General features: G+C 65.2%; 20 protein-coding genes. 9 read left to right on the top strand and 11 right to left on the bottom strand.

Features of this window, described 5'->3' with window-relative positions; all coding sequences use genetic code 11:
• Window positions 1–147: 147 nt before the first annotated feature.
• A complete protein-coding gene (locus AC0L3C_RS08270) occupies window positions 148–912 on the bottom strand; it encodes a hypothetical protein (RefSeq protein ID WP_473266989.1) in 765 nt (254 codons plus the stop codon).
• 492 nt (window positions 913–1,404) lie between these two features.
• On the opposite strand from AC0L3C_RS08270, the gene gltB reads away from it, so the two are divergent.
• A complete protein-coding gene (gene gltB / locus AC0L3C_RS08265; protein WP_473283608.1) occupies window positions 1,405–6,138 on the top strand; it encodes a glutamate synthase large subunit in 4,734 nt (1,577 codons plus the stop codon).
• A gap of 142 nt (window positions 6,139–6,280) precedes the next feature.
• Window positions 6,281–7,732 (top strand): glutamate synthase subunit beta, encoded by a 1,452-nt coding sequence (locus AC0L3C_RS08260; protein ID WP_473283610.1) that lies wholly within the window; start codon window positions 6,281–6,283, stop codon window positions 7,730–7,732.
• 159 nt (window positions 7,733–7,891) lie between these two features.
• Here AC0L3C_RS08260 and AC0L3C_RS08255 read toward each other — a convergent pair whose 3' ends face one another.
• Both AC0L3C_RS08255 and AC0L3C_RS08250 read right to left on the bottom strand, forming a co-directional pair.
• Window positions 7,892–8,158: a hypothetical protein gene (locus tag AC0L3C_RS08255; protein ID WP_473283613.1), complete on the bottom strand. Its 267-nt coding sequence runs from the start codon at window positions 8,156–8,158 to the stop codon at window positions 7,892–7,894.
• Window positions 8,159–8,170: 12 nt separating this feature from the next.
• Window positions 8,171–9,952, bottom strand: coding sequence for an outer membrane beta-barrel protein (locus AC0L3C_RS08250; protein ID WP_473283615.1), 1,782 nt, complete (start codon window positions 9,950–9,952; stop codon window positions 8,171–8,173).
• A gap of 191 nt (window positions 9,953–10,143) precedes the next feature.
• Here AC0L3C_RS08250 and AC0L3C_RS08245 point away from each other — a divergent pair, with 191 nt between their 5' ends.
• Window positions 10,144–11,151, top strand: coding sequence for a KpsF/GutQ family sugar-phosphate isomerase (locus AC0L3C_RS08245; protein ID WP_473263734.1), 1,008 nt, complete (start codon window positions 10,144–10,146; stop codon window positions 11,149–11,151).
• Between the two features lie 101 nt (window positions 11,152–11,252).
• Here the strand turns inward: AC0L3C_RS08245 and AC0L3C_RS08240 are convergent, their stop codons facing one another.
• Window positions 11,253–11,810 (bottom strand): carboxymuconolactone decarboxylase family protein, encoded by a 558-nt coding sequence (locus tag AC0L3C_RS08240; protein ID WP_473407639.1) that lies wholly within the window; start codon window positions 11,808–11,810, stop codon window positions 11,253–11,255.
• 72 nt (window positions 11,811–11,882) lie between these two features.
• On the opposite strand from AC0L3C_RS08240, the gene AC0L3C_RS08235 reads away from it, so the two are divergent.
• A complete protein-coding gene (locus tag AC0L3C_RS08235; protein ID WP_473407638.1) occupies window positions 11,883–12,212 on the top strand; it encodes a winged helix-turn-helix transcriptional regulator in 330 nt (109 codons plus the stop codon).
• Window positions 12,213–12,375: 163 nt separating this feature from the next.
• On the opposite strand, the gene AC0L3C_RS08230 is transcribed toward AC0L3C_RS08235, so the two are convergent.
• The 4 genes from AC0L3C_RS08230 to hemH form a co-directional block, all read right to left on the bottom strand.
• A complete protein-coding gene (locus tag AC0L3C_RS08230) occupies window positions 12,376–12,822 on the bottom strand; it encodes an NfeD family protein (RefSeq protein WP_473407637.1) in 447 nt (148 codons plus the stop codon).
• Window positions 12,823–12,892: 70 nt separating this feature from the next.
• Window positions 12,893–13,897: an SPFH domain-containing protein gene (locus AC0L3C_RS08225; RefSeq protein ID WP_473263738.1), complete on the bottom strand. Its 1,005-nt coding sequence runs from the start codon at window positions 13,895–13,897 to the stop codon at window positions 12,893–12,895.
• Between the two features lie 240 nt (window positions 13,898–14,137).
• Window positions 14,138–15,115, bottom strand: coding sequence for an ABC transporter substrate-binding protein (locus AC0L3C_RS08220; protein ID WP_473263739.1), 978 nt, complete (start codon window positions 15,113–15,115; stop codon window positions 14,138–14,140).
• Window positions 15,116–15,140: 25 nt separating this feature from the next.
• Window positions 15,141–16,178, bottom strand: coding sequence for a ferrochelatase (gene hemH, locus AC0L3C_RS08215; protein ID WP_473263740.1), 1,038 nt, complete (start codon window positions 16,176–16,178; stop codon window positions 15,141–15,143).
• Between the two features lie 81 nt (window positions 16,179–16,259).
• On the opposite strand from hemH, the gene AC0L3C_RS08210 reads away from it, so the two are divergent.
• On the top strand, window positions 16,260–16,658 hold the full coding sequence (locus AC0L3C_RS08210; RefSeq protein WP_473263741.1) for an MAPEG family protein: 399 nt from the start codon (window positions 16,260–16,262) through the stop codon (window positions 16,656–16,658).
• Window positions 16,659–16,824: 166 nt separating this feature from the next.
• Here AC0L3C_RS08210 and AC0L3C_RS08205 read toward each other — a convergent pair whose 3' ends face one another.
• The 3 genes from AC0L3C_RS08205 to AC0L3C_RS08195 are packed head-to-tail and all read right to left on the bottom strand — an operon-like array spanning window position 16,825 to window position 20,644.
• Window positions 16,825–17,928, bottom strand: coding sequence for a nickel/cobalt transporter (locus AC0L3C_RS08205; RefSeq protein WP_473407636.1), 1,104 nt, complete (start codon window positions 17,926–17,928; stop codon window positions 16,825–16,827).
• The gene (locus tag AC0L3C_RS08200; protein ID WP_473407635.1) at window positions 17,925–18,563 is read right to left on the bottom strand and encodes a DUF1007 family protein; all 639 of its coding nucleotides are present in this window, start codon (window positions 18,561–18,563) and stop codon (window positions 17,925–17,927) included. The genes AC0L3C_RS08205 and AC0L3C_RS08200 overlap by 4 nt, the downstream gene beginning before the upstream one ends.
• Entirely contained in the window at window positions 18,563–20,644 is a 2,082-nt protein-coding gene (locus AC0L3C_RS08195) for a M3 family metallopeptidase (protein WP_473282664.1), read from the bottom strand. Before AC0L3C_RS08195 ends, AC0L3C_RS08200 begins: the two co-directional genes overlap by 1 nt.
• 135 nt (window positions 20,645–20,779) lie before the next feature.
• On the opposite strand from AC0L3C_RS08195, the gene AC0L3C_RS08190 reads away from it, so the two are divergent.
• The 4 genes from AC0L3C_RS08190 (at window position 20,780) to AC0L3C_RS08175 (ending at window position 24,090) form a co-directional block, all read left to right on the top strand.
• Window positions 20,780–21,034 carry a hypothetical protein gene (locus AC0L3C_RS08190; RefSeq protein WP_473263745.1) on the top strand — a complete coding sequence of 85 codons (255 nt, stop codon included), beginning with the start codon at window positions 20,780–20,782 and terminating at the stop codon, window positions 21,032–21,034.
• A gap of 669 nt (window positions 21,035–21,703) precedes the next feature.
• Window positions 21,704–22,846, top strand: a complete 1,143-nt coding sequence (locus AC0L3C_RS08185) for a type III PLP-dependent enzyme (RefSeq protein ID WP_018453321.1) — start codon at window positions 21,704–21,706, stop codon at window positions 22,844–22,846.
• A 132-nt stretch (window positions 22,847–22,978) separates the two neighbouring features.
• Window positions 22,979–23,566, top strand: a complete 588-nt coding sequence (locus AC0L3C_RS08180) for a GNAT family N-acetyltransferase (RefSeq protein WP_473407634.1) — start codon at window positions 22,979–22,981, stop codon at window positions 23,564–23,566.
• Between the two features lie 134 nt (window positions 23,567–23,700).
• Window positions 23,701–24,090, top strand: coding sequence for a RidA family protein (locus AC0L3C_RS08175; RefSeq protein ID WP_473263747.1), 390 nt, complete (start codon window positions 23,701–23,703; stop codon window positions 24,088–24,090).
• The last annotated feature ends 38 nt before the right edge of the window (window positions 24,091–24,128 follow it).

Here is a 24,128-nt window from a genome sequence, read left to right as displayed (position 1 = left end):
CCCCCCCCCCGCGGCCCCCCGCCCCCCCGCCCCCCCCCCCCCCCCCGCGGGGCCGCCCCCCCCCCCCCCCCCCCCCCCCCGCCCCCCCCCCCCCCCCCCCCCGCACACCGTTGGCGTGATGCGGGCCATCGCATCAAACGCCCGCGCTTAGTCCAGCCCCTGTGCCGCCGGCATCTCCTGCGTAGGCAGGATCGTCGCGGCAGGCTTGACCTGACCTACGGTTGGCGCGGCGGCTTGCGGTGCGACCTCAGCGGGCTTGTTGGACGGCACGGCGGCCGCGGTCTGCGTCGCAGGCTGTGCCTGCGGCGCCTGGACCTGCTGCGTCGCGGGTTCGGCTGGCTTAGCGGCGGCGACCGGCGCCTCGCGCGGCGGGGCGGCCTTCGGTAGCGGCATGGGGCGGCTGGCGACATGCGGGATCGGGGCCGGTGGGCGGGGCGGACCGCTGCGGACCAAGGTCGGCGGCGGCAGAGCGCTTTGCGGGCGGTAAGGCGCAACCGCAGGCTGCTCGTAGCCTGGCGCCATGCCATAGGCGTCGGCAGCCGGCATGAAGCGCAAAATCCGTCCGTCGCGGGCATCGATCACCAGCCGGCCGTCCTCGCCGCGGCGGTCGATCGCCGCGATGGTGTAGACGCTGCCGCGCAGGCGCGGGATGCCCAGCGGAGAAAAGCCATTCTCGCGCAGCACCGCGTAGACCTCGGTCGGCGGCAGCAGCACCGGAGCCGGCCCGCGTTCTTCGTAGCCATAGCCATAGCCATAGCGCGGCGGCGGGAGCGGCGCGGCCTCCGGCGACGCATACGGCCCGTCGAAATCCGAGACCGCGATCATCGCCCCTCGCGCTGGAACCTGCGCTTGAGCCGTGGTCGCGGCCAGCGCCAGCGTTGCGGCGGCCACACATCCTGTGAAAAACTTCATGGTCGAGACGCTCCTGTCAGGCCCCCGGCTGGATCGCGCTCTTTCGCTTCTTGCGGCGTGGCGCGCCTTCCAAAGGGTTGATCCGAAGCTTCATTGGGGATTCCGGCGTCGGCGGGGCCGGATCAGGGCGCGTTTGCTTCAAAACCGGGGCCGCGCAACTTCTGGAAAGCGATTGATGGAGATATGGGGAATCGGGACTTGCGCGCGCTTGTGTGATAGACAAAAATTTGGCAAGGTGATGATTAGGACAGGAAGACTGTCTCAATTTTGCTTGCGGTTCCGGCATAGGGATTGCAACGAAAATCGGTGCTTTCGAGCGCCAAGAAGGCAACAGGCAAAGCCGTTCTCGGGGACGAAGAACGCCTTGGCCTGAATTTAAGAAAATGCGGCTCGCGAGCGGACGAGCGGTGACCCAGAAGCGGGTGCCGCGGGACGCCCAAGGTGCGCCGAAGATGGCGGTGAGGCAGCTTGCCGCATGGAGAGGACGAGGACATGAACGGGTCGCAAGTCGAGCGCGGAAACATCGTGGCAGAGCAACTGTCGGCGACGGTCGCCTCGAAAACGGCCGATCCGATTCAGGAACACAATTCACGCCCGCCGGCCGTAGGCCTGTACGATCCGAGCCTGGAGAAGGATTCCTGCGGCGTCGGCTTCATCGCCAACATCAGGGGCCAGAAGTCGCACGAGATCGTCGCGGACGCGCTCAGCATCCTCTGCAACCTCGAGCACCGCGGCGCCGTCGGCGCCGACCCGCGCGCCGGTGACGGCGCCGGCATTCTGGTGCAGATCCCGCATGCTTTCTTCAGCCGCAAGGCGAAGGAGCTCGGCTTCGCGCTGCCCAATCCCGGCGAATACGCCATCGGCGCGCTGTTCATGCCGCGCGACACCGCCTGGCGCAACGTCATCAAGAGCATCATCGCCGACCAGATCAAGGAAGAGGGCCTGACACTGCTCGGCTGGCGCGACGTGCCGACCGACAATTCCTCGCTCGGCGTCACCGTTAAGCCGACCGAGCCCGCCTGCATGCAGGTGTTCATCGGCCGCAACGGCACCGCCAAGACCGAAGACGATTTCGAACGCCGGCTCTACATCCTGCGCAAGTCGATCTCGCAGGCGATCTATCAGCGCCGCGACCGCGGGCTCGCCGGCTATTATCCCTGCTCGATGTCCTGCCGTACCGTAATTTACAAGGGCATGTTCCTCGCCGACCAGCTCGGGAAGTACTATCCCGATCTGCACGAAAAGGACTTCGAGAGCGCGCTCGCGCTCGTTCACCAGCGCTTCTCGACCAACACCTTCCCGGCGTGGTCGCTGGCGCATCCCTACCGCATGATCGCGCATAACGGCGAGATCAACACGCTGCGCGGCAACGTCAACTGGATGGCGGCGCGCCAGGCCTCGGTGAGCTCCGAGCTGTACGGCAAGGACATCAACCGGCTCTGGCCGATCTCCTACGAAGGCCAGTCGGACACCGCCTGCTTCGACAACGCGCTCGAATTCCTGGTGCAGGGCGGCTACTCGCTGCCCCACGCCGTCATGATGATGATTCCGGAGGCGTGGGCCGGCAATCCCTTGATGGATGAGAAGCGCCGCGCCTTCTACGAATATCATGCAGCCCTGATGGAGCCGTGGGACGGCCCCGCCGCGATCGCCTTCACCGACGGCCGCCAGATCGGTGCCACGCTCGATCGCAACGGCCTGCGGCCCGCGCGCTATCTCGTCACCAAGGACGACCGCATCGTGATGGCGTCCGAGATGGGCGTGCTGACGATTCCCGAGGACCAGATCATCACCAAGTGGCGCCTGCAGCCCGGTAAGATGCTGCTGGTCGATCTCGAGCAGGGCCGCCTGATCCCCGACGACGAGATCAAGGCCGAGCTCGCCAGAAGCCATCCCTACACCGAGTGGCTGGAGCGGACCCAGATCGTGCTGGAAGAGCTGCCGAAGGTGCCGACCACCGGCGTGCGCTCCAACCTGTCGCTGCTCGATCGCCAGCAGGCGTTCGGCTACAGCCAGGAAGACATCACCATTCTGATGACGCCGATGGCCTCCACCGGCGAGGAAGCCGCAGGCTCGATGGGCAATGACACGCCGATCTCGGCGCTGTCGGCCAAGGCCAAGCCGCTGTTCACCTACTTCAAGCAGAACTTTGCGCAGGTCACCAATCCGCCGATCGACCCGATCCGCGAGGAGCTGGTGATGAGCCTCGTCTCCATCATCGGACCGCGGCCGAACCTGTTCGACCTGCAAGGCCTTGCCACCACCAAGCGCCTCGAAGCGCGCCAGCCGATCCTGACCGACGCGGACCTCGAAAAGATCCGCTCGATCTCCGAGGTCGCCGAGTCGCACTTCAAGTCGCGCACGCTAGACACCACCTTCCACGCCGGCCTCGGCGCGGCCGGCATGGACCAGGTGCTGGACGAGCTCTGCGCGCGCGCCGAGAGCGCGGTGCGCGAAGGCGTCAACATCATCATCCTGTCCGACCGCATGGTCGGCACCGACCGGGTTCCGATCCCGTCGCTGCTGGCCTGCGCCGCCGTGCATCATCATCTGATCCGTACCGGATTGCGCACGTCTGTCGGCCTCGTCGTCGAATCCGGCGAGCCGCGCGAAGTGCATCACTTCGCCTGTTTGGCCGGTTACGGCGCGGAAGCGATCAATCCGTATCTGGCGTTCGAAACCATCATCGCGATGAAGGACCGCCTGCCCGGTTCGCTCGACGACTACGAGATCGTCAAGCGCTACATCAAGTCGATCGGCAAGGGCCTGCTCAAGGTGATGTCCAAGATGGGCATCTCGACCTACCAGTCCTATTGCGGCGCGCAGATCTTTGACGCCATCGGCCTGAAGGCGGAATTCGTCGGCAAGTTCTTCGCCGGCACGCACACCCGCGTCGAGGGCGTCGGTCTTGGCGAGATTGCCGAAGAGGCGGTGCGCCGTCATGCCGACGCGTTCGGCGATGCGCTCGTCTACAAGACCTCGCTCGATGTCGGCGGCGAATATGCCTATCGCAGCCGCGGCGAGGACCATGCATGGACCGCCGAGTCGGTGGGGCTGCTCCAGCACGCCGCCCGCGGCAATTCGCTGGAACGCTACCGCGCTTTCGCGAAGATCCTCAACGAGCAGTCGGAGCGTCTCCTGACGCTGCGCGGCCTGTTCCGGATCAAGAACGCAGACGAAGAGAAGCGCAAGCCTGTCGCCCTCGACCAGGTCGAGCCGGCCAAGGACATCGTCAAGCGTTTCGCCACCGGCGCGATGAGCTTCGGCTCGATCTCGCGTGAGGCGCACACCACGCTCGCGATCGCCATGAACCGGATCGGCGGCAAGTCGAACACCGGCGAAGGCGGCGAGGAAGCCGACCGCTTCAAGCCGATGCCGAACGGCGACAGCATGCGCTCGGCGATCAAGCAGGTCGCCTCGGGCCGCTTCGGCGTCACCACGGAATATCTCGTCAACTCCGACATGATGCAGATCAAGATGGCGCAGGGCGCCAAGCCCGGCGAAGGCGGCCAGCTGCCCGGCCACAAGGTCGACGCCACCATCGCCAAGGTCCGGCATTCGACGCCGGGCGTCGGCCTGATCTCGCCGCCGCCGCACCACGACATCTACTCGATCGAAGATCTGGCGCAGCTCATCTACGACCTCAAGAACGTCAATCCGGACGGCGCGGTCTCGGTCAAGCTCGTCTCGGAGATCGGCGTCGGCACGGTGGCCGCGGGCGTCGCCAAGGCGCGCGCCGACCATGTCACCATCGCGGGCTTCGAGGGCGGCACCGGCGCTTCGCCGCTGACCTCGATCAAGCACGCGGGGTCACCGTGGGAGATCGGCCTCGCCGAAACCCACCAGACGCTGGTGCGCGAGCGGCTGCGCAGCCGCATCGTGGTCCAGGTCGACGGCGGCTTCCGCACCGGCCGCGACGTCGTGATCGGCGCGCTGCTCGGCGCCGACGAGTTCGGCTTTGCCACCGCGCCGCTGATCGCGGCCGGCTGCATCATGATGCGCAAGTGCCATCTCAACACCTGCCCGGTCGGCGTCGCGACCCAGGACCCCGTCCTGCGCAAGCGCTTCACCGGCCAGCCCGAGCATGTGATCAACTACTTCTTCTTCGTCGCCGAGGAGGTCCGCGAGCTCATGGCCTCGCTCGGCTTCCGCAGCTTCAACGAGATGATCGGCCAGGTGCAGCTGCTCGACCAGACCAAGCTGGTCGCGCACTGGAAGGCCAAGGGCCTCGACTTCTCCAAGCTCTTCGTCAAGCAGAAGGAAGAGAAGGGCCAGAAGATCTATCACTCCGAGCGCCAGAACCATCATCTGGAAGCGGTGCTCGATCGCACGCTGATCGAGCAGGCGACGCCTGCGCTCGACCGCGGTGCGCCGGTGAAGATCGAGGCCAAGATCAACAGCACGAACCGCTCCGCGGGCGCGATGCTGTCGGGTGCGGTCGCCAAGATCTACGGCCATGCCGGCCTGCCGCATGAGACCATCCATGTCAGCCTCAAGGGCACCGCGGGCCAGGCCTTCGGCGCCTGGCTGGCGCAAGGCGTCACCTTCGAGCTCGAAGGCGAAGCCAACGACTATGTCGGCAAGGGCCTCTCGGGCGGCAAGATCATCGTCAAGCCGCCGGCCAACAGCGGCATCGTGCCGGAAGAGAGCATCATCGTCGGCAACACCGTGATGTACGGCGCCATTCAAGGCGAGTGCTACTTCCGCGGCATCGCCGGCGAGCGCTTTGCCGTGCGCAATTCCGGCGCCGTGGCGGTGGTCGAGGGCGCCGGCGACCATTGCTGCGAATACATGACCGGCGGCATCGTGGTCGTGCTCGGCAAGACCGGACGCAACTTCGCGGCCGGCATGTCCGGCGGCATCGCCTATGTGCTGGACGAGACCGGCGACTTCGACAGGCTGTGCAACATGGCGATGGTCGAACTCGAGCCGGTGCTGTCGGAGGAGCTGATCAACGCCGGCACCTATCACCACTCCGGTGACCTCGAGGCGCACGGCCGGGTCGACGTGTTCAAGGACCTGCTCGCCTCCGACGTCGAGCGGCTCCACGTCCTGATCACGCGCCATGCGAAAGCGACCGGCTCCAGGCGTGCCGCCGACATCCTGACCAACTGGAAGGACTGGCTGCCCAAATTCCGCAAGGTGATGCCGGTCGAATACCGGCGCGCGCTGCGCGAGATGGCCGCCAACGCGGACGCCGAGCCGAAAATCGCGATCGGGGCCTGAGCATCACACCCCGTCATTGCGAGCGCAGCGAAGCAATCCAGACTTTCTACTCGGAAGCAGACTGGATTGCTTCGTCGCAAGAGCTCCTCGCAATGACGGTGAGGAAACAACAAACGATTAGACGGCAGGGACTTCGGGTTTAATGGGCAAGATCACGGGTTTTCTCGAAATCGAACGGCATGACCGCAAGTACACCCCGGTCGCCGAGCGCGTGAAGCATTTCCACGAGTTCGTCGTCCCCCTCTCCGAGAAGGAAACGCGCGACCAGGCCGCGCGCTGCATGAACTGCGGCATTCCCTATTGCCACGGCACCGGCTCGGTCTCGCCAGGCACGCCCGGCTGCCCGGTCAACAACCAGATCCCGGACTGGAACGACCTCGTCTATCAGGGCAACTGGGAAGAAGCCTCACGCAATCTGCACTCGACCAACAATTTCCCGGAGTTCACGGGACGCATCTGCCCGGCGCCGTGCGAAGCATCCTGCACGCTCAATATCGACGACAACCCCGTCACCATCAAGACCATCGAATGCGCGATCGTGGACCGCGCCTGGGACAATGGCTGGCTGAAGCCCGAGATTGCCGCCCACAAGACCGGCAAGAAGGTCGCGGTGATCGGCTCGGGTCCGGCCGGCATGGCCTGCGCGCAGCAGCTCGCACGCGCCGGCCACGACGTACATCTGTTCGAGAAGTTCGCCAAGGCCGGCGGCCTGCTGCGTTACGGCATCCCCGATTTCAAGATGGAGAAGGGCGTCATCGACCGCCGCGTCAAGCAGATGGAAGGCGAAGGCGTCACCTTCCACTACAACAGCCATGTCGGCGGCGACGGCAATGTCGATCCGCGCGAGATGCTCAACGAGTACGACGCCGTGGCGCTGACCGGCGGCGCCGAAGCCCCGCGCGACCTGCCGATCCCCGGCCGCGACCTCGCCGGCATCCACTACGCCATGGACTTCCTGCCGCAGCAGAACCGGCGCGTGTCCAATGAGCCGTTGAACGGCGTCCAGGAGATTCTCGCCGCCGGCAAGCATGTCGTCGTCATCGGCGGCGGCGACACCGGATCCGACTGCATCGGCACCTCGCTCCGCCAGGGCGCGCTCTCCGTGACCCAGCTCGAGATCATGCCCGCTCCGCCGGAGCACGAGAACAAGGGCCTGACCTGGCCGAACTGGCCGCTGAAGATGCGGACGTCGTCGAGCCAGGCCGAAGGCGCGGTCCGCGAGTTCGCCGTGCTGACGCAGAAGTTCACGGGCGAGAACGGCAAGGTCAAGAAGCTGCATTGCGTGCGCGTCGACGACAAGTTCAAGCCGATCGCCGGCACCGAGTTCGAGCTCGATGCCGACCTCGTCCTGCTCGCGATGGGCTTCGTCCATCCCGTGCACGAGGGCCTGCTCAAGATGCTCTCGGTCGAGCTCGACCCCCGCGGCAACGTCAAGGCCAACACGCTCGACTACCAGACCTCGCGCCCGAACGTGTTCACCGCCGGCGACATGCGCCGCGGCCAATCGCTGGTAGTCTGGGCCATCCGCGAGGGCCGGCTGTGTGCCAGGTCGATTGATACGTTCCTGATGGGGAAGACGGATCTGCCGCGGTAGGCGCTAGCTCCGCCGCCAGATTGCAGACGGTGTCATCGCCCGCGAAAGCGGACGATCCAGTATCCCAGAGACATTTGTTATCGACCGAGCGGCCGCGGCGTACTGGATGCCCCGGTCAAGCCGGGGCATGACAGCGGAGTGAGGGGCAGCGAGCAGACTTCAGTCAAGGACGTGCGGAAAGTGCCGTGCGTCCCACTCGTCAAGTCGGAACAGCACCTTACCGTATTCGAGAAGCTTGTCGCTCGGTCGATAGGGACGCGTCGAAACCTCAACGTCCGATGCTACTTCACTTGGCATCAAGTTAAAGTGCTCGTTGGTCTCACTCAGGGCCAGCAGTTCCTTGACTAAAAGGTCTCGGCCTTCGGGATTAAGCCATAGCTCGAATTCACCGGCCGAATTGATGTCTAAAGTAATTCGAGGTGCCATAGTGGCTTCTCCTCAATTCTGCAGCCTCACCCCGACCATCACCACCGTGCCCTGCGAGCTTGACCCCGGTTGGTTCGAATCCAGGATGTCGTGGCGGAGCGTGCCCTTGATCCAGATGTTGCGGTTGAGCTTGTAGATCAAATTGCTTTCGAACGAGTAGGTCTTGTCATTGCGATTCTGGCCCTGGTAGTCGTAGGTGCCGTAGGTGAATTTGCCCACTGCCGTAAGCCAGCGGCGGAAGTCGTGATCGACTTCGATCCCGTAGGTATGCACCAGCACGCCGGAGGAGCCGGGGATGGTGGTCTCGGCGATCTGCGTGTCGGTGGCGAATTTCACCGTGGTGAGGCCGCTTGCGTTCCAGATCAGCGAGCCCGAGGTCAGGAAGCCCGCGAGCTGGCTCAGGCGCGGGTCGACATAGTTGCGCGCGGAATAGCCGACCGAGACCTCGCCGGTGAGGATGCGCGAGAATTCAAAGGACGTGCCGACCTTGGCGTAGCCGCCGTTCGAATCGCGGAAGAAGCCGTTGCGGTCGGCGGCCTGGTCGTGGACGCGGGTGTCGCCCTGGATCTCGACGAACGGCTTCAGGCCCGGCTTCAGCTCGTAGGAGAAGCGCCCCACGCCGCCATACTGGTTGAAGTCGCGGTCATCGTTGCTGAAGGTCGAGCCGTCGGTGAGTTTTGAGTTGGTGTAGGCGGTGCGATCCGCGGTGGCGCCGGCCGCGACCTGGAAGCGGTTGAAGGTCTGGTCGAAGCCGACGGTCGTGCCATAGGTCGCGTAAACAGGATATTTCTGCAGGCCGGCCTGCACGTTCGGGCTGCCGGGATTATCGGTGGCGAGCCGCAGGCGCAGCTGCGTGGTCAGCTTGAGATCGCGATTGACGTCGATGCGGCCGTCGACATGGCCGTTGAAGTCGGGGCGGTCGACCTCGACCGGCGAGGGCGAGGCAAAGCCGTCGATCGTCGCCGGCATGTTGTTGGTGTAGCCCGAGAACGAGCCGCGCAGATCCGCGACCAGCGCGTGGCGCTCCCAATCGGACACCACGAGCAGGTCGGGCGCGACGACATAGGCCGGCGAGCCGACCGGCTTGTTCAAACGCGCCGGGTTGGTGTCGTAGCCGGTGGAGAGCTCAAGCCCGCCCTTGATCAGGAAGCTGCCGGCATAGTCGCCGACCGCGCCGAACGCATCCTCGTCGAGCTTGAGGCGGCGGCGCAGCGGCTGGCCGGGGACGTTGCCGGCCAGCGCCGGCGGCACCGGCGTCTTGTGCGCGGTCTCGGACGGCGGCGGCGCGATGCGCGGCGGGCCGAGCGTCCGCTCAGGCGTCGCCGGGGGCACTGGCGAGCCGGGGCCGACCGGGCGCTTCGGCTTCGGTTGTCCGGGATAGAGCTTCGGCTGCTGTCGCTTGCGGTTGAGTGAATCGTAGCCGGAGGCGCTGGCGCCATTGGCAGCGGGCAGGCCGTAGATCGGGACCTGATTGGTCGGGTTTGGGTTGGTCGGGTTTTGGCTGTTCGGGTTCTGGCCTGGGCGCGCCGGCGTCTGCTGGCGCTTGCGCAAATCGGCGTTGGGGTCGGGCAGCGTCGGCAGTGCATCCGACGGTGCCTGCGGCACGCCCGCGGTGCGGCGCGTCGGCAGCGTGTCGGGCGAGGCGAAGCCACCGCGGTTGGGACTGAACAGGTCTGGGGTGAGGCTCTGGGCGGCCACGGGGGCGCTTCCGAGGACCGTCAGCGCAAAGCACGGCAAAGCCGCGCGCAGGAAATGCGCGCGCTTGCTCCGGCTCGTGCCTGGAGACGACCCCACGATGGAAGAACTCCAACGAAATCAAACACTTTCGCGATTGCCCCCACCGATCGACGGGAACCATCGTTAATGGAGTTAAAACAATTATGGTTAACGACCGGTTGAGGGTTGGGGCGCCCTCGTCGCCTCGAAGGCCGTGGCGTGCTAAGCAGGCGCCAACGGGCGAACACCCCTCCTCCCTGGACCAGAACATGCCGAGTTCGAAACCGCTGATGACCCAATCATCCGGCCCCATTCCCGACAGCGTCGAATCCGCACTCCGCACGCTGGAAACCGAGAGCGGCGGTATCAATGCGCTCGCCGTCGCCCTGCGCGGCCCGCTTGGCGCGAGCTTCGCCCAGGCGGTCGATCTGATCCGCAACGCGAAGGGCCGCGTCATCGTCACCGGGCTCGGCAAATCGGGCCATATGGGGCGCAAGATCGCGGCAACGCTGGCCTCGACCGGCACGCCCGCCTTCTTCGTGCACACCGCCGAAGCCGCCCATGGCGACCTCGGCATGATCACCACCGACGACGTCATCATGGCGCTGTCCTGGTCCGGCGAGCAGCCGGAGATGAAGACACTGGTGAACTATTCCGCCCGGTTCGCCATCCCGATGATCGCGGTGACGTCAAACGCGGCATCCTCGCTGGGACAAGCGGCCGACATCGTGATCGAGTTGCCGAAAGCGCGCGAGGCCTGCCCGCACAATCTGGCGCCGACCACCTCGACGTTGATGCAGGCTGCGATCGGCGATGCGCTCGCGATCGCCCTGCTCGAAGGCCGCGGCTTCACCGCGCTGGAGTTCGCGCACTTCCACCCGGGCGGCAAGCTCGGCGCCATGCTGAAATTCGTCCGCGACTACATGCGCACCGGCGCGGAGATCCCCCTCAAGCCGCTCGGCACCAAGATGTCGGACGCGGTGATGGAGATGTCGGCCAAGGGCCTCGGCTGCGTCTGCATCGTCAACGATGCAGCCGAGGCTGTCGGCATCATCACCGACGGCGATTTGCGCCGCCACATGCGGCCGGACCTGCTGACAGCGTCGGTCGATGACGTCATGACCAGGCAGCCGAAGACCGTGCCACCCTCGATGCTGGCCACCGAGATGATCGAGGTGCTCAACACCCGCAAGATCACGACACTGGTCGTGACCGAGGCGGACAAGGTGGTGGGTATCGTGCACCTGCACGATCTGCTGCGGGCGGGCGTGGCGTAGCGCGTCCCTTTCTCTTTCGTCATTGCGAGCGCAGCGAAGCAATCCAGACTGCCTCCGCGGAAAGATTCTGGATTGCTTCGCTACGCTCGCAATGACGGCGGTTAGAGCGGCGCAGGAAATCTTGCCGCCGTCTCCTCCAGCGGCAACCGCAACCCGTTCGCCAGATACGACACCGTGCGGTAGAAGCCGCACAGCAACATGATCTCCAGGATCTGCGCCTCGTCGTAATGCGCCGACAGCGCGGCGAATTCGGCGTCGTCAAGCGACGCACGGTGATGCAGCGCGTCAACGGCGGCGATCAGCGCCTGCTCGGCCGGGGACCAGCACGGCGACGTCGCATCGCCCTGCATGGTGGCACGCACCTCCGGCTCACTCAGTCCCGCCGGCGCGGCAAAGATCGCAACGTGCACGCCCCATTCATATTCGCATTTGTTCAGCGCGCAGGTGCGGTCAATGACGATCTCGCGCTGGCGCAACGAGAGCGGGCCGGGATCGAGCAGGCCGCCGGCGCGAAACTTGTCCCAGGCGCGGGTGTGGCCCGCCATCACCTGGAACAGCAGCAACGGCGGCGCACCGCGCATGATGCGGTAGAACTGCGCTTGGATCTCCGGGGGATAAGGCGGGGTGAGCGGGGCAATGCGCGGTGTGGCCTGGGACATCAGCCGTCTCTCTTGCTACATTTGTTGTAGCGCAACGCTACACTATTTGTAGCGACACGCAAGAGGGCGACGATGGCGAAACAGACCTCCTCCAGATCGCGCAGCGTCCGTGGCTCGCGCTCCGGGCGACCGATCATGGCGCTGCTCGACATCCTGGGGCGACGCTGGAGCCTGCGAATCCTGTGGGAGCTGCGCGATGCCCCCCTCACCTCGCGCGCATTGCGCACCGCCTGCGACGAGGCCTCGCCGACGGTGCTGCAGGCGCGGCTGGACGATTTGCGCGAGGCCGGATTCGTGGAGCTGGGCGAAGCCGGCGGTTACGGGCTGACGGCGCTCGGGCGGGAATTGTGCGAGACGTTCATGCCGCTGCACCAGCTTGCGGAGCGGTGGAAGAAGGGTTGAGACTGCTGTTCTCCCTCTCCCCGTTCTTACGGGGAGAGGGTTGGGGTGAGGGGCTGCTCCGCAAGCAAGGTGAGAGACGGACTCGCCGAGACTCCCCCTCACCCGGATTGCATCTTCGATGCAATCCGACCTCTCCCCGCAAGCGGGGCGAGGTAAGATAAGACTACGCCGCTGCCACCGTCAGATTCGCACCGTCCACTTGCACCACCTTCACACGCGTGCCCGCCGGCGTATCTGGGCCCGCGACGCGCCAGACCGTGTCGCCGATACGCATCGTGCCGTTGCCGTCGACGATCGGCTTCTCCAGCGTGAACTCGCGGCCGAGCAGCGCATCCGCGCGCTTGTTGAGGAAGGGGCTGGCGGCAATTGCATCCGGCTTCGGCCGGGCGAGCCGGCGCCATACCGGCACGGCTGCGGCGGCGAAGATCGCGAACATCACGAGCTGGATCTGCCAGGATATCGCTACCCCGAACGAGATCAGGCCGACCAGCAACGCGGCGAGCCCGAGCCAGAACAGGAAGATTCCCGGCGCCAGCACCTCCAGCGCCATCAGGACGAAGCCGAAGATCAGCCAGTTCCAGGTGCCGAGCGATACGAACATGTCGGTCATGACACGACCTCTTTGAAATGGCGCATGCCCTTGTCGGAAAACCGGTGTCCACTTTTCCGGGGCATGCGCTTTACCCCTGCCGCGGCGGCACCGCCGGCGGCGTGCTGCCGGTGGTCGTCGGCACCGAACCGCGACGAGCGGCGGCAGCGGCGGATGCCGCACTCTCGCCGAACGTCGCCTTCGCAATCTCGCCGATGCCGGCGAGCGAGCCCAGCATGCTCATCGCTTCAACCGGAAGCATGATGACCTTCTGGTTCGGCGACTCAGCGAGCTGCCCGAACGCCTTGATATATTTGTCCGCGATAAAATAATTCAGCGCCGCGACATCGCCCTTGGCGATGGCTTCACTGACCATCTGCGTCGCCTTGGCCTCGGCTTCCGCAGACCGCTCGCGTGCTTCGGCGTCGCGGAAGGCGGCCTCGCGGCGACCTTCCGCCTGGAGGATCTGGCCCTGCTTGGCACCCTCGGCGCGCAGGATCTCGGACTGGCGTGCACCTTCAGCCTGAAGGATGTCGGCGCGTTTGACGCGCTCGGCCTTCATCTGTCGGCCCATGGCTTCGACGAGGTCTGCCGGCGGCACGATGTCCTTGATCTCGATACGATTGACCTTCAGGCCCCAGGGTGAGACGGCGGCATCGACCACACGCAGCAGGCGCTCGTTGATTTCGTCACGGTGCGACAACACCTGGTCGAGATCCATCGAACCCATCACCGAACGGATGTTGGTCATGGTCAGCACCGTGACGGCTTGGGTCAGGTTAGAGACCTCGTAGCTCGCCTTGGCGGCGTCGAACACCTGAAAGAAGGCGACGCCGTCGACCGTCACGGTGGCGTTGTCCTTGGTGATCACCTCCTGCTCGGGAATGTCGATCACCTGCTCCATCATGTTGATCTTGCGCCCGACGCGATCGAAATAGGGCACGATCAGATTGAGCCCGGGGCTCAGCGTCTGGGTGTATTTGCCGAACCGCTCGATGGTCCAATCATAGCCCTGCGGCACCGTCTTTACGCCGGCCACCAGCGTGACGATGACGAGCAAAACCAGGACAATCGCGAAAATGTCGAAACCGCTCATATTTCCTCCAAGGCGGAAAGGATTGTCGGGAAAAGGCCTTTTCCGCGCTGTCATTGGTCGGGATCACGACCCTACCGGTTCAGCGGTCGCGATTCACGTCGGTATCAGCACGATTCTGCACAAGACGCGCTTGGAGGGAACGGCCATGATATGTATTTCCGAAAGGCTCTTGAAACGTGCGGGCGCAAACCTAGCGGCGAAAGTTAACGAATCCGGACATGTCGTCCGTCACAGCCGAATTCATTCGATGACTTCGTTCGCGATTGCGAGCAAGCCCGGCGGAAGCGTGACGCCAAGCGCCTTGGCCGCCTTGAGGTTGACCGTGAGCTCGAACTTGGTGGGGTTCTGCACCGGCAGGTCGGCAGGCCGCGCGCCCTTCAGGACGCGATCGATATAGCCTGCGGCGCGGCGGAGCTGCTCGGCGCTGTCGGTGCTATAGGACATCAGCCCGCCGTCCTCGACGAAACTGCGGCTCCAGAACACCGCGGGCACGTGCGCCTCGGCAATCGCCGCGAGCAGATGGGCGCGGTTGGCCATGGTGAAGAAGTCCGGCAGGATCAGGAAGCCGCCGTCTTTGCGCGACACCAGCGCCGCGATCGTGTCTGCGTCATGGACGGGCGTGGGCTCGACCATCACATGAAGCGTCCGCGCAGCGTCCTCGATCGTACGCAGCATCAGGGGCGCGAACGGCGCGGTGGCGGGATTGTAGACCACGAACACACGGGACGGTCTTGGCGTGACCTGCGTCAGCATCTCAAGCCATTTGCCGGCCAGCGGGCCGTCGTAATCGGTGAAGCCGGTGATATTGCCCCCGGGATGGGCGAGATTCTGGACAAAGCCCTGGCTGACCGGATCGGTGACGACGGCGAAAACGATCGGGATCGTCGTCGTGCGCCGGCGCAGCTCCTCGACCGAGGGCGTGCCGACCGCAAGCAGGATGTCGGGCTTGAGCGCCACGAGTTCGTCGGCGAGTTGCGCGATGCGCGCACGGTCGCCGCCGCCGTTACGCCAATCGATCTCAAGGCTGCCGTGCTCCTTCCAGCCCTGCCCGGCAAGCGCCTCGACCAGGACCGCGCTACGCGTCTGCCCGATCGCGTCGTCCGCCGCAGTGACCGAGAGCACGCCGAGCCGGCGCGTCGCATTCGGTTGCTGCGCCAGCACCGAGGCCGGCAGCGCCGCGGTCACCCCAAGAAGCGCCAGAACCTCGCGGCGGTTCATGGGGCGCTCCTCGGATCCAGGCTCACTAGATCCAGCCCTGGAGCTCGCGCAGCACCAGCGTTCGGATCACATCCATGCCGGGGGCGCTGTCGTTGAGGCAGGGGATCGCGGAAAACTGCTCGCCGCCATTGTGCTCGAAGATCTCGGCATTCTCCTGCGCGATCTCCTCCAGCGTCTCGAGGCAGTCGGCGGAAAAACCCGGCGTGATCACCGCGATACGACGCACGCCCTCTTTCGCCAGACGCTCCATGGTCTTATCGGTGTAGGGCTGCAGCCACTCGTCGAATCCGAAGCGCGACTGGAAGGTCAGCAGCAGCTTTGTCTCGTCCATGCCGAGCCGGCGCCGCAGCGCCTCCGTGGTCGCGACGCATTGGCTCTGATACGGGTCGCCCTTGTCGACATAGGCCTTCGGCATGCCGTGGAAGGAGGCGACGATCAGCTCCGGCGTGAACGGCAGGCTCGCCAGATGCGTCTCGAGCGAGGAGGCGAGCGCCTCGATGTAGGCTTCGTCCTCGTAATAAGGCGGCGTCACCCGCAGCGTCGGCTGCGCACGCAGCCGCGCAAGCACGCGAAACACCTCGTCGCAGACGGTGGCCGACGTCGCGGCGGAATATTGCGGATAGAGCGGTACGGCAAGGATGCGGTCGCAGCCCTTCGCAATCAGTGCATCGACGCCCGACTTGATCGAGGGATTACCGTAGCGCATCGCCCATTCCACCGTGACCTGCTCGCGGTCCGACAGCATGGCTCCGAGCTTGTCGCTCTGCGAGCGCGTGATGGTCTTGAGCGGCGACTCGTTCTTCTCGGTGTTCCAGATCTTGAGATAGTCGCGCGCCTTGGCGCGGGGGCGGGTGCGCAGGATGATGCCGTTCAGCACCGCCTTCCAGATCAAGCCCTGATCCTCGATGACGCGGGCGTCCGAGAGGAACTCCTTCAGATACACCCGCACGCCGCGCGCGTCGGCGGTATCGGGCGTGCCGAGATTGACCAGGAGTACGCCGACGCGCGGCTGGCCGGACTGGGGCAGCGGCTTCGTGGTTTTGAGAGGGGCCAGGATTGTCATGCCTCGTTGGGTCGCGCGTTGCCCCGAGCTTGTCAAGATCAGGCCGGTTTCGCTAGGGTCGCACCGAGGCGGGGAGGAAAGATGACACTCGCGGAATGGTGCGTCTTCGGAGCATTGCTGCTCTATTTGGTGACGATCGTCTCGGTCAAATGGATCAGGTTTCGCGGCTTCGACAATTCGCGGCCGCGCGACCCCGCTTTCTTCGAGGACGCCATCGCGCAGCGCGCGCTCGGCGCGCACCAGAACGGCATCGAGACCTTTCCGTTCTTCGCCTTTGCGGTGCTGCTGGCCGAATACAGGGATTCGCCGCAGCGCCTGATCGACGAGCTCGCGGTGCTGTTCCTGATCGTACGGATCGCCTATGTGCTGACCTATCTCGGCAACCGCCCGACGCTGCGCTCCATCCTCTGGAGCATCGGCTTTGCGATCAATCTCGGGATCTTCTTCATGCCGGCCTTGAAGCGGTTTCTGCCGGTGTGATTCTTTTTCTTCCTTCTCCCCTTGTGGGAGAAGGTGGCGCGAAGCGCCGGATGAGGGGTTCTATCCGCGAACGCAGCTGCAAGAGGATCGCTCGCGGAGACAACCCCTCACCCGCCTCGCCGCTACGCGGCGAGCCACCCTCTCCCACAAGGGGAGAGGGAAAAACTCAAAAACACGTCGTCCGTTCGGCCGCGATGTAACCCAACAACAGGCCCGCACCGAACAGCAGCACGAGGCCAGCGGCGGCGAATTCGATGCCGCGCATGAACAGTGCGCCGTTGCCGTCGCGTCCGGCGCTCAAGCGGGCGGCGATGTCCTTGGCGGAGACGGCGACCACCGCGATGGCCGCGACCGTGATCGCTGTGCCGAGCCCCATCAGCAGGGTCGCGGCGATGCCGGCCCAGAACAGGCCTTGGGCCAGCGCGAACACCAGCACCAGGATCGCGCCCGAACAGGGGCGGATGCCGACGGTCAGGATGGCGGCTAAGCCGCGCCCCCAGCCACCGGGGCCGGCGAGCTCGCTCGGCGTGGGGCCGTGGGAATGGCCGCAATGCTCGTCATGGACGTGGTCATGCCCGTGATCGTGATGGGCGTGATTATGGTGATCGTGGTCATGATGGTCATGCACATCATGATGGTGGTGATGGTCGTGATCACCGTGATGCGGCACACCCGCGATCGCGGGCGCCGGCTGAACCGCCTGCAGCGCACGGATGAAGGTGCGGCCCTTGACCCAGACCAGGCGCAGGCCGAACAGCGCGATCAGCGCGTAGCTTGCGATCTCGATCGCGCCTTCCGCCTTGCACATGGTCTTGGCGGTCGCATTCAGCACCCAGGCCGAGATGCCGACGATCAGGATCGCCACCAGCGACTGCATCAGCGCGGAGGCAAACGACAGCACGATGCCGCGCCGGGCGGTCTCGCGATTGGCGACGAGATAGGAGGCGATCACCGCTTTGCCGTGGCCCGGGCCTGCCGCGTGGAAGATGCCGTAGGCAAAGGAGATGAAGAGCAGCGTCCACACCGCCGAGCCGTCGGACTTCGCGGCGCGGATCGTCGCAGACATCTGGCGATAGAATTCCGACTGTTTTGCCAAGAGCCAGCCGATGAGGCCACTGGCCTCAGGCTCAGCCGCCGGCGCGGATCTTGGGGCGCCGAAAGGGTTCTGCGCGAGGAGATCGTGGAGTGCGGCGTCGGCCGCGGCCACGACGAAAAGAACGCCGGCGCAGACGGCGAGCCCGCGCGCCAATGGCGTGAGTTGCGGCTTCAAGGGCAATCCACCGTGATCTTGTTGGCGAACATCATGCCGAAATTGGTGTTCTCGCCGTTCATGAAGGTCTGCTCGTTGAGCTTCTGGGCACTGGCGGTGCCGTCGCTCGGCCGGTCAAGTTTCATCTGGCAGCCGGCGGGCGCGCCGACCAGCTTGACCGGGTTGTCCTTGGCCATCTGGAAGTCGATGAAGAAGGAGCGGTCGAACACTTCGAGCATCAATTGCTTGGGCTTGACCGGGTTCTTCAGCGGCAGCGTGAAGTGCAGGGTCAGGACCGTATCCTTGTAGTCGAGGAAATAGTCGACTGGCTCCTGGAATCGCTCCTTCTTGCCGTCGGCTCGCGCGAAGGTGAAGTAGGCATATTCCTTCAGCGACTCGACATTGGTCTGCGCCAGCGGCCCCAGCTCCTCGCGCGTATAGGCGCCCTTGGCCTTGCTCTCGAGCCCCTGCACCGCATAGGCCGAGAACATGTCGTCAAACGTCCAGGCGTGGCGCACGCCGGTGATGCTGCCGTCCGCGGCATAGAGCAGCTCGCTGGTCGCGGTGATCCAGACATGCGGATGCGCCTGCGCCGCGCCCGAGGTGAGCGACAGGGCGACAGCGAGCAGCAGCCCCAACAGGGCCCGCGTGCCCATCAGGCCGCCTTCGGGGCGTCAAGCAGGCCGCGGCGACGCAAGAGCGCATCCGGCTCCGGCGGGCGGCCGCGGAAGGCCTCATAGGCGGCTTCCGGATCGACCGATCCGCCGCTCGAGTAGATGTCGTCGTGCAGGCGTTTTGCGACGGCGGGATCGAAGATGTCGCCGGCTTCCTCGAATGCACCAAAGGCGTCGGCGTCCATCACCTCCGACCACATGTAGCTGTAATAGCCGGCCGCATAATGATCGCCGGTGAAGATGTGACCGAATTGCGTGGGACGATGACGCAGCGAGATCTCCTCGGGCATGCCGATCTTCTCCAGCTCGCGTCTCTCGAAGGCGCGGACATCCTGCGCGGCGGAGGCCGGCTGGGTGTGGAATTCGAGATCGATCAGCGCCGAGGAGACGAACTCGACGGTGGCGAAACCCTGGTTGAATTTTCGCGCGGCCAGGAATCGTTGCAGCAGATCGTCCGGCAGCGGCTCGCCAGTCTGGTAGTGGCGGGCGAACTGCTGCAGCACCTCCGGCCGCTCCTGCCAGTGCTCGTAGAGCTGTGAGGGCAATTCGACGAAGTCGGTGAACACGGAGGTGCCCGACAGCGACGGATAGGTCACGTTGGAGAGCATGCCGTGCAGGCCGTGGCCGAACTCGTGGAACAGGGTGCGGGCATCGTCGGGCGACAGCAGCGAGGGTTCCCCATCCGCGCCCTTGGAGAAGTTGCAGATGTTGAGGATTAGCGGCGCGACCTCGCCGTCGAGCTTCTGCTGATCACGCAGCGAGGTCATCCAGGCGCCGGAGCGCTTGGATGGCCGGGCGAAGTAGTCGCCATAGAACAGCGCCTTGTGCTTGCCGTCCCGCCCCTTCATCTCCCAGACCCGGACGTCCGGATGCCAGACGGGCACGTCCTTGCGCTCGGCGAAGGTGACGCCGAACAGGCGCGTGGCGCAATCGAAGGCGGCGGCGATCATGTGGTCGAGCGCTAGATACGGCTTGATCGCGGCGTCGTCGAAATTGGCGCGCTGAAGGCGCAGCTTTTCGGCATAGAAGCGCCAGTCCCAGGGGGCGAGCTTGAAATTGCCGCCCTCCTCGGTGATCAGCGCCTGCATGTCGTCGCGATCCGCGAGCGCTCGCGCCCGCGCGGGCGTCCAGACCCGCTCCAGAAGGCCGCGCACCGCTTCCGGCGTCTTGGCCATGGAATCCTCGAGCCGGTAGGCCGCGAAGGTCGGATAACCCAGGAGATTGGCGCTCTCCTCGCGCAGCTTCAGGACCTCGACGATGGTCGCGTTGTTGTCGTTGGCATTGCCGTTGTCGCCCCGCGCGGTGAAGGCCTTGTAGGCCTTCTCGCGCAGGTCACGCCGGGCCGAGCTTTTCAGGAACTGTTCGACCGAGGAGCGCGACAGGGTGAGGATGGCCTTGCCGGCCATGCCGCGTTCTTCTGCCGCAGCCTTGGCGCTGGCGACAAAACTCTCCGGCAGGCCCTGGCGGTCGGCCTCGCCGAGCTCCATGAACCATTCCTGCTCGTCGCCGAGCAGATGATGGCTGAAGCTGGTGCCGAGCTGGGCGAGCCGCTCGTTGATCTCCGCCATCCGCGCCTTGGCCTCTTCGGAGAGGCCGGCGCCGGAGCGGTGAAAGCGAGTGTAGGTGCGCTCGAGCAGGCGGAGCTGCTCCGGTGTCAGACCGAGATTGGCGCGGTTCTCGTGCAGCTGAGCGATGCGGCCAAACAGCACGGCGTTCATCATGATCGGATTCCAGTGCCGCGCCATCCGCAAGGAAACCTCCTTGTCGATCTCCAGGATGGCTGGGTTGGAGTGCGCCGAGACGAGGTCGTAGAAGACCGATGCGACCTTGCTGAGCAGCTTGCCCGAGCGCTCCAGCGCCGTGATGGTGTTGGCGAAGTCGGCGGCGGTCGGGTCGTTGGTGATCGCTGCGATCTCGGCGGAGTGGTCGGCGAAGGCCTGCTCGAAGGCCGGAAGGAAGTGCTCCGGCTTGATCTCGTCGAAGGGCGGGGTCGCAAATGGCGTCACCCACGCCTTCAGCAGCGGGTTGGTCTCGGAGTCCGTAGTTTGGCGGGGTTCTGACATTACAAGTCCCGATTTGTGGCTCGATTGTTGCGGCCAGCTATAGCACGCGATGGGGCTTTTTTGGGCCATTTGCCCTTGCTCCCGGCTGCCTTTTCGGGGAGATTGCGGCCCTCCAAGCCTAGGACCCCTGAGCTCATGAACGCGACCTCCTCGTCTTCCCGTCGGATCGTCTGGCCGAGCGTCATCACCGTCATCAGCGCCGCCATCCTGATCGGCGCCGAGGTGTTCGGCGCGGCGTTTGCTGGCGGCTGGGCGCTCGCGATCCTGTTCGGGCTGGGCGAGCAGGGCACGCACATCCTTCAGGCCGCGCTGTTTGCACTCGGCGTGTTCGTGATGACTGCCTTCATCCGCGCCGCTCAGCGCGTCGAGCCGTTCACGAAGCGCGGCTGAAGCGCGTAGGCGTGCGAGAGACACGCGCGCAGAAAACTTAACGCGCGTTCATCTTCCGCGTCGCTCGCGCAACACTGCGCAAGCAGATGTTAGGCAATTCTGTTCGCAGGCTAAAAAATCTCTTGCGAAGCAGAGTCAAAACACTTATGTGCGGATTGCCCAATTTCGCACGTGCCTGTGGTCGTGTGTCAGTCGGTAGGTATCCGGACAAGAGGCCGGACAGCCGCCAAGGGGTGAAGAAGCCGAGGGGCTCTTCGGAAGTGCGGAAGTCGGAAGGCTCATAGCCGGAAGACGAAAGCAAACCCGGAGCGTCCAGCATCTCTCTCAAAGAGATGCCTTGTCGAAGGTGACTTTGCTCTTTGCAACCGTGACTGGCAGCCGGAGGCGAACCGGCGCACCCCGCTCTCAACGGGGGACGCGACTTAAAGCAACGACGGATCGGGCTTTTTTGGTCTCTACCGGCAGTCCAACGCCGGCGCGGGCTACTGAAAAGGCTTGTCCTTCATTGCCAGGTGTGCGGGCGGGAACATTCCCAACCAATCCACGGCAGCACAGTCTGATGTGAGTCTTTGGCTCGTCGCGCCTCCATCGCGCGATTTGGCCGGAGCGCTCTTATCCGACGTCATTTTTTGAACGGATCCCCGTCGCTGGGCCGTTTGGGAGAGTGCTATGACCGACCGTATCCAGGAATTCCTGCGCAACCGCCGCAGCGAGGGCCTCGACACCGAGCCTTGCCTCGTCGTCGACCTCGAAGTCGTGCGCGACAATTACCAGACCTTTGCCAAGGCGCTGCCAGACAGCCGCGTGTTCTATGCCGTCAAGGCGAACCCGGCGCCGGAAGTGCTGGCTTTGCTCGCCTCCATGGGCTCCTGCTTCGACACCGCGACGGTCGCCGAGATCGAGATGGCGCTGGCCGCCGGTGCGACGCCCGACCGCATCTCCTTCGGCAACACGATCAAGAAGGAGCGCGACATCGCGCGTGCCTTCGCGCTCGGCATTCGGCTGTTCGCGGTCGATTGCGCCGCCGAAGTCGAGAAAGTCGCCCGTGCCGCGCCCGGCGCAAAGGTGTTCTGCCGCATCCTCTATGACTGCGCCGGTGCCGAATGGCCGCTGTCGCGCAAGTTCGGCTGCGATCCGGAGATGGCCGTCGACGTGCTCGACGTTGCCAAGCGTCTGGGCCTGGAGCCGTGCGGCATCTCCTTCCATGTCGGGTCGCAGCAGCGCAAGGTGAAGGCGTGGGACCGTGCGCTGGCGATGGCCTCGCAGGTGTTCCGCGACTGCGCCGAGCGCGGCATCAACCTGACCATGGTCAATATGGGCGGCGGTTTCCCGACCAAGTACCTGAAGGACGTGCCGCCGGTGGTGACCTACGGGCGCTCGATCTTCCGCGCGCTGCGCAAGCACTTCGGCAACCAGATTCCGGAGACCATCATCGAGCCGGGCCGCGGCATGGTGGGCAACGCCGGCATCATCGAGTCCGAGGTCGTGCTCATCTCGAAGAAGAGCGACGAGGACGAGGTGCGCTGGGTCTATCTGGACATCGGCAAGTTCGGCGGTCTCGCCGAGACCATGGACGAGTCGATCCGTTACGCCATCCGCACCCCGCATGACGGCGCGGACATGACGCCGTGCGTGCTCGCTGGGCCAACCTGCGACAGCGCCGACGTGCTGTACGAGAAGAACCCGTATCCGCTTCCGGTGACGCTCGAGATCGGCGACAAGCTGCTGATCGAAGGCACCGGGGCCTATACGTCGACCTATTCGGCGGTGGCGTTCAACGGCATCCCGCCGCTGAAGACCTACCACATCTGATCCGCCTCTCGTCCGAGGCCTGACGAACCCGGGAGCCGGCTTGCCGGCTCCCTCCCTGACATTTCGATTTCTGACGACGCCTTGGACCGGCGTGCTTTGCGCACGTCCGTTTCAAGCGGGGACTGACGCGCCATGACTGCTCTTCGGAAGACACAGGTTGCCCCCACCTCGAAAGCCGCTCCGTTCGCGATCCGCAGCGAGCGTGCTGGCGACGTTGCGATGCGTGAAGCGCTGCTCGATGCGTCCTTTGGCGAGAACCGCCATGGCCGCACCTGTCAGCGCCTGCGTGACGGACGCGCACCCGCTGCCGGCCTTGCGCTGGCCGCGATGCGCGAGGGGAAGCTCGTGGGAACCGTGCGGCTGTGGCACGTCAGCGCCGGAGGCAGGCCCGCTCTGGTCCTCGGACCGCTGGCGGTGGACCCTGCCTGCCGCGAGCTCGGGATCGGCGCCGCGCTGATGCAACAAGCGCTGGCTGTCGCCCGGGCGCGCGGGCATGCCGCCGTGATCCTGCTCGGCGATGCCCCTTATTACGCCCGCTTCGGCTTCTCGCCTGAGAAGACCGGCGAGCTGTCGCTGCCCGGCCCATTCGAGCGCGACCGCCTGCTGGCGATCGAATTCACGGCCGGTGCGCTGGATGGCGCCGCGGGGATGATCGTCCCGACTGGCGCGACCCTGCCCAAACGGAGGGTAGTTCGCGGCCTCGAGGCGCGCGCGGCGTAAGGGATTGCCATGATGGCGACAACCAAGCCGCGGCGAGCAGAGATGCTCGCGCGTGCCCTTTGCTTTAGGGTTGCGCGGGCCTGAGAAACGCCCTTTAACCCGCCAAACGCCCCCTTCAGTCGAGGCCCACGACCATGTCCCGTCGCCTGATCTCCACCGGCTCTCCGCTTGAGAAGACCGTCGGCTACAGCCGCGCCGTGATCGACGGCGAGTTCGCCTTCGTCGCGGGAACAACGGGCTATGACTACACCACGATGACGATGCCGGCCGATGTCACGAGCCAGTCACGCAACTGCTTCAAGACCATCCAAGCCGCCCTGCAGGAGGGCGGATTCGAGATGGCCGATATCGTCCGTGCAACCTATTACGTCACCGACGCCAGCTATATCGATGCCCATTTCGCCGTCTGCGGCGAGGTTCTCGGTGACATCAGGCCGGCCGCGACCTTGCTGGTCGTCAGCGGCCTCGCCAAGCCCGAGATGAAGGTCGAGATCGAAGTCACTGCCAAGCGCCGCAGCGCCTGAGCCATCCTCACCATTTGTTCGTCAGCACGTTCCGGAGA

This window comes from Bradyrhizobium sp. WSM4872 (assembly GCF_055811715.1).
This window is presented reverse-complemented; position numbering and strand designations above follow the sequence as displayed.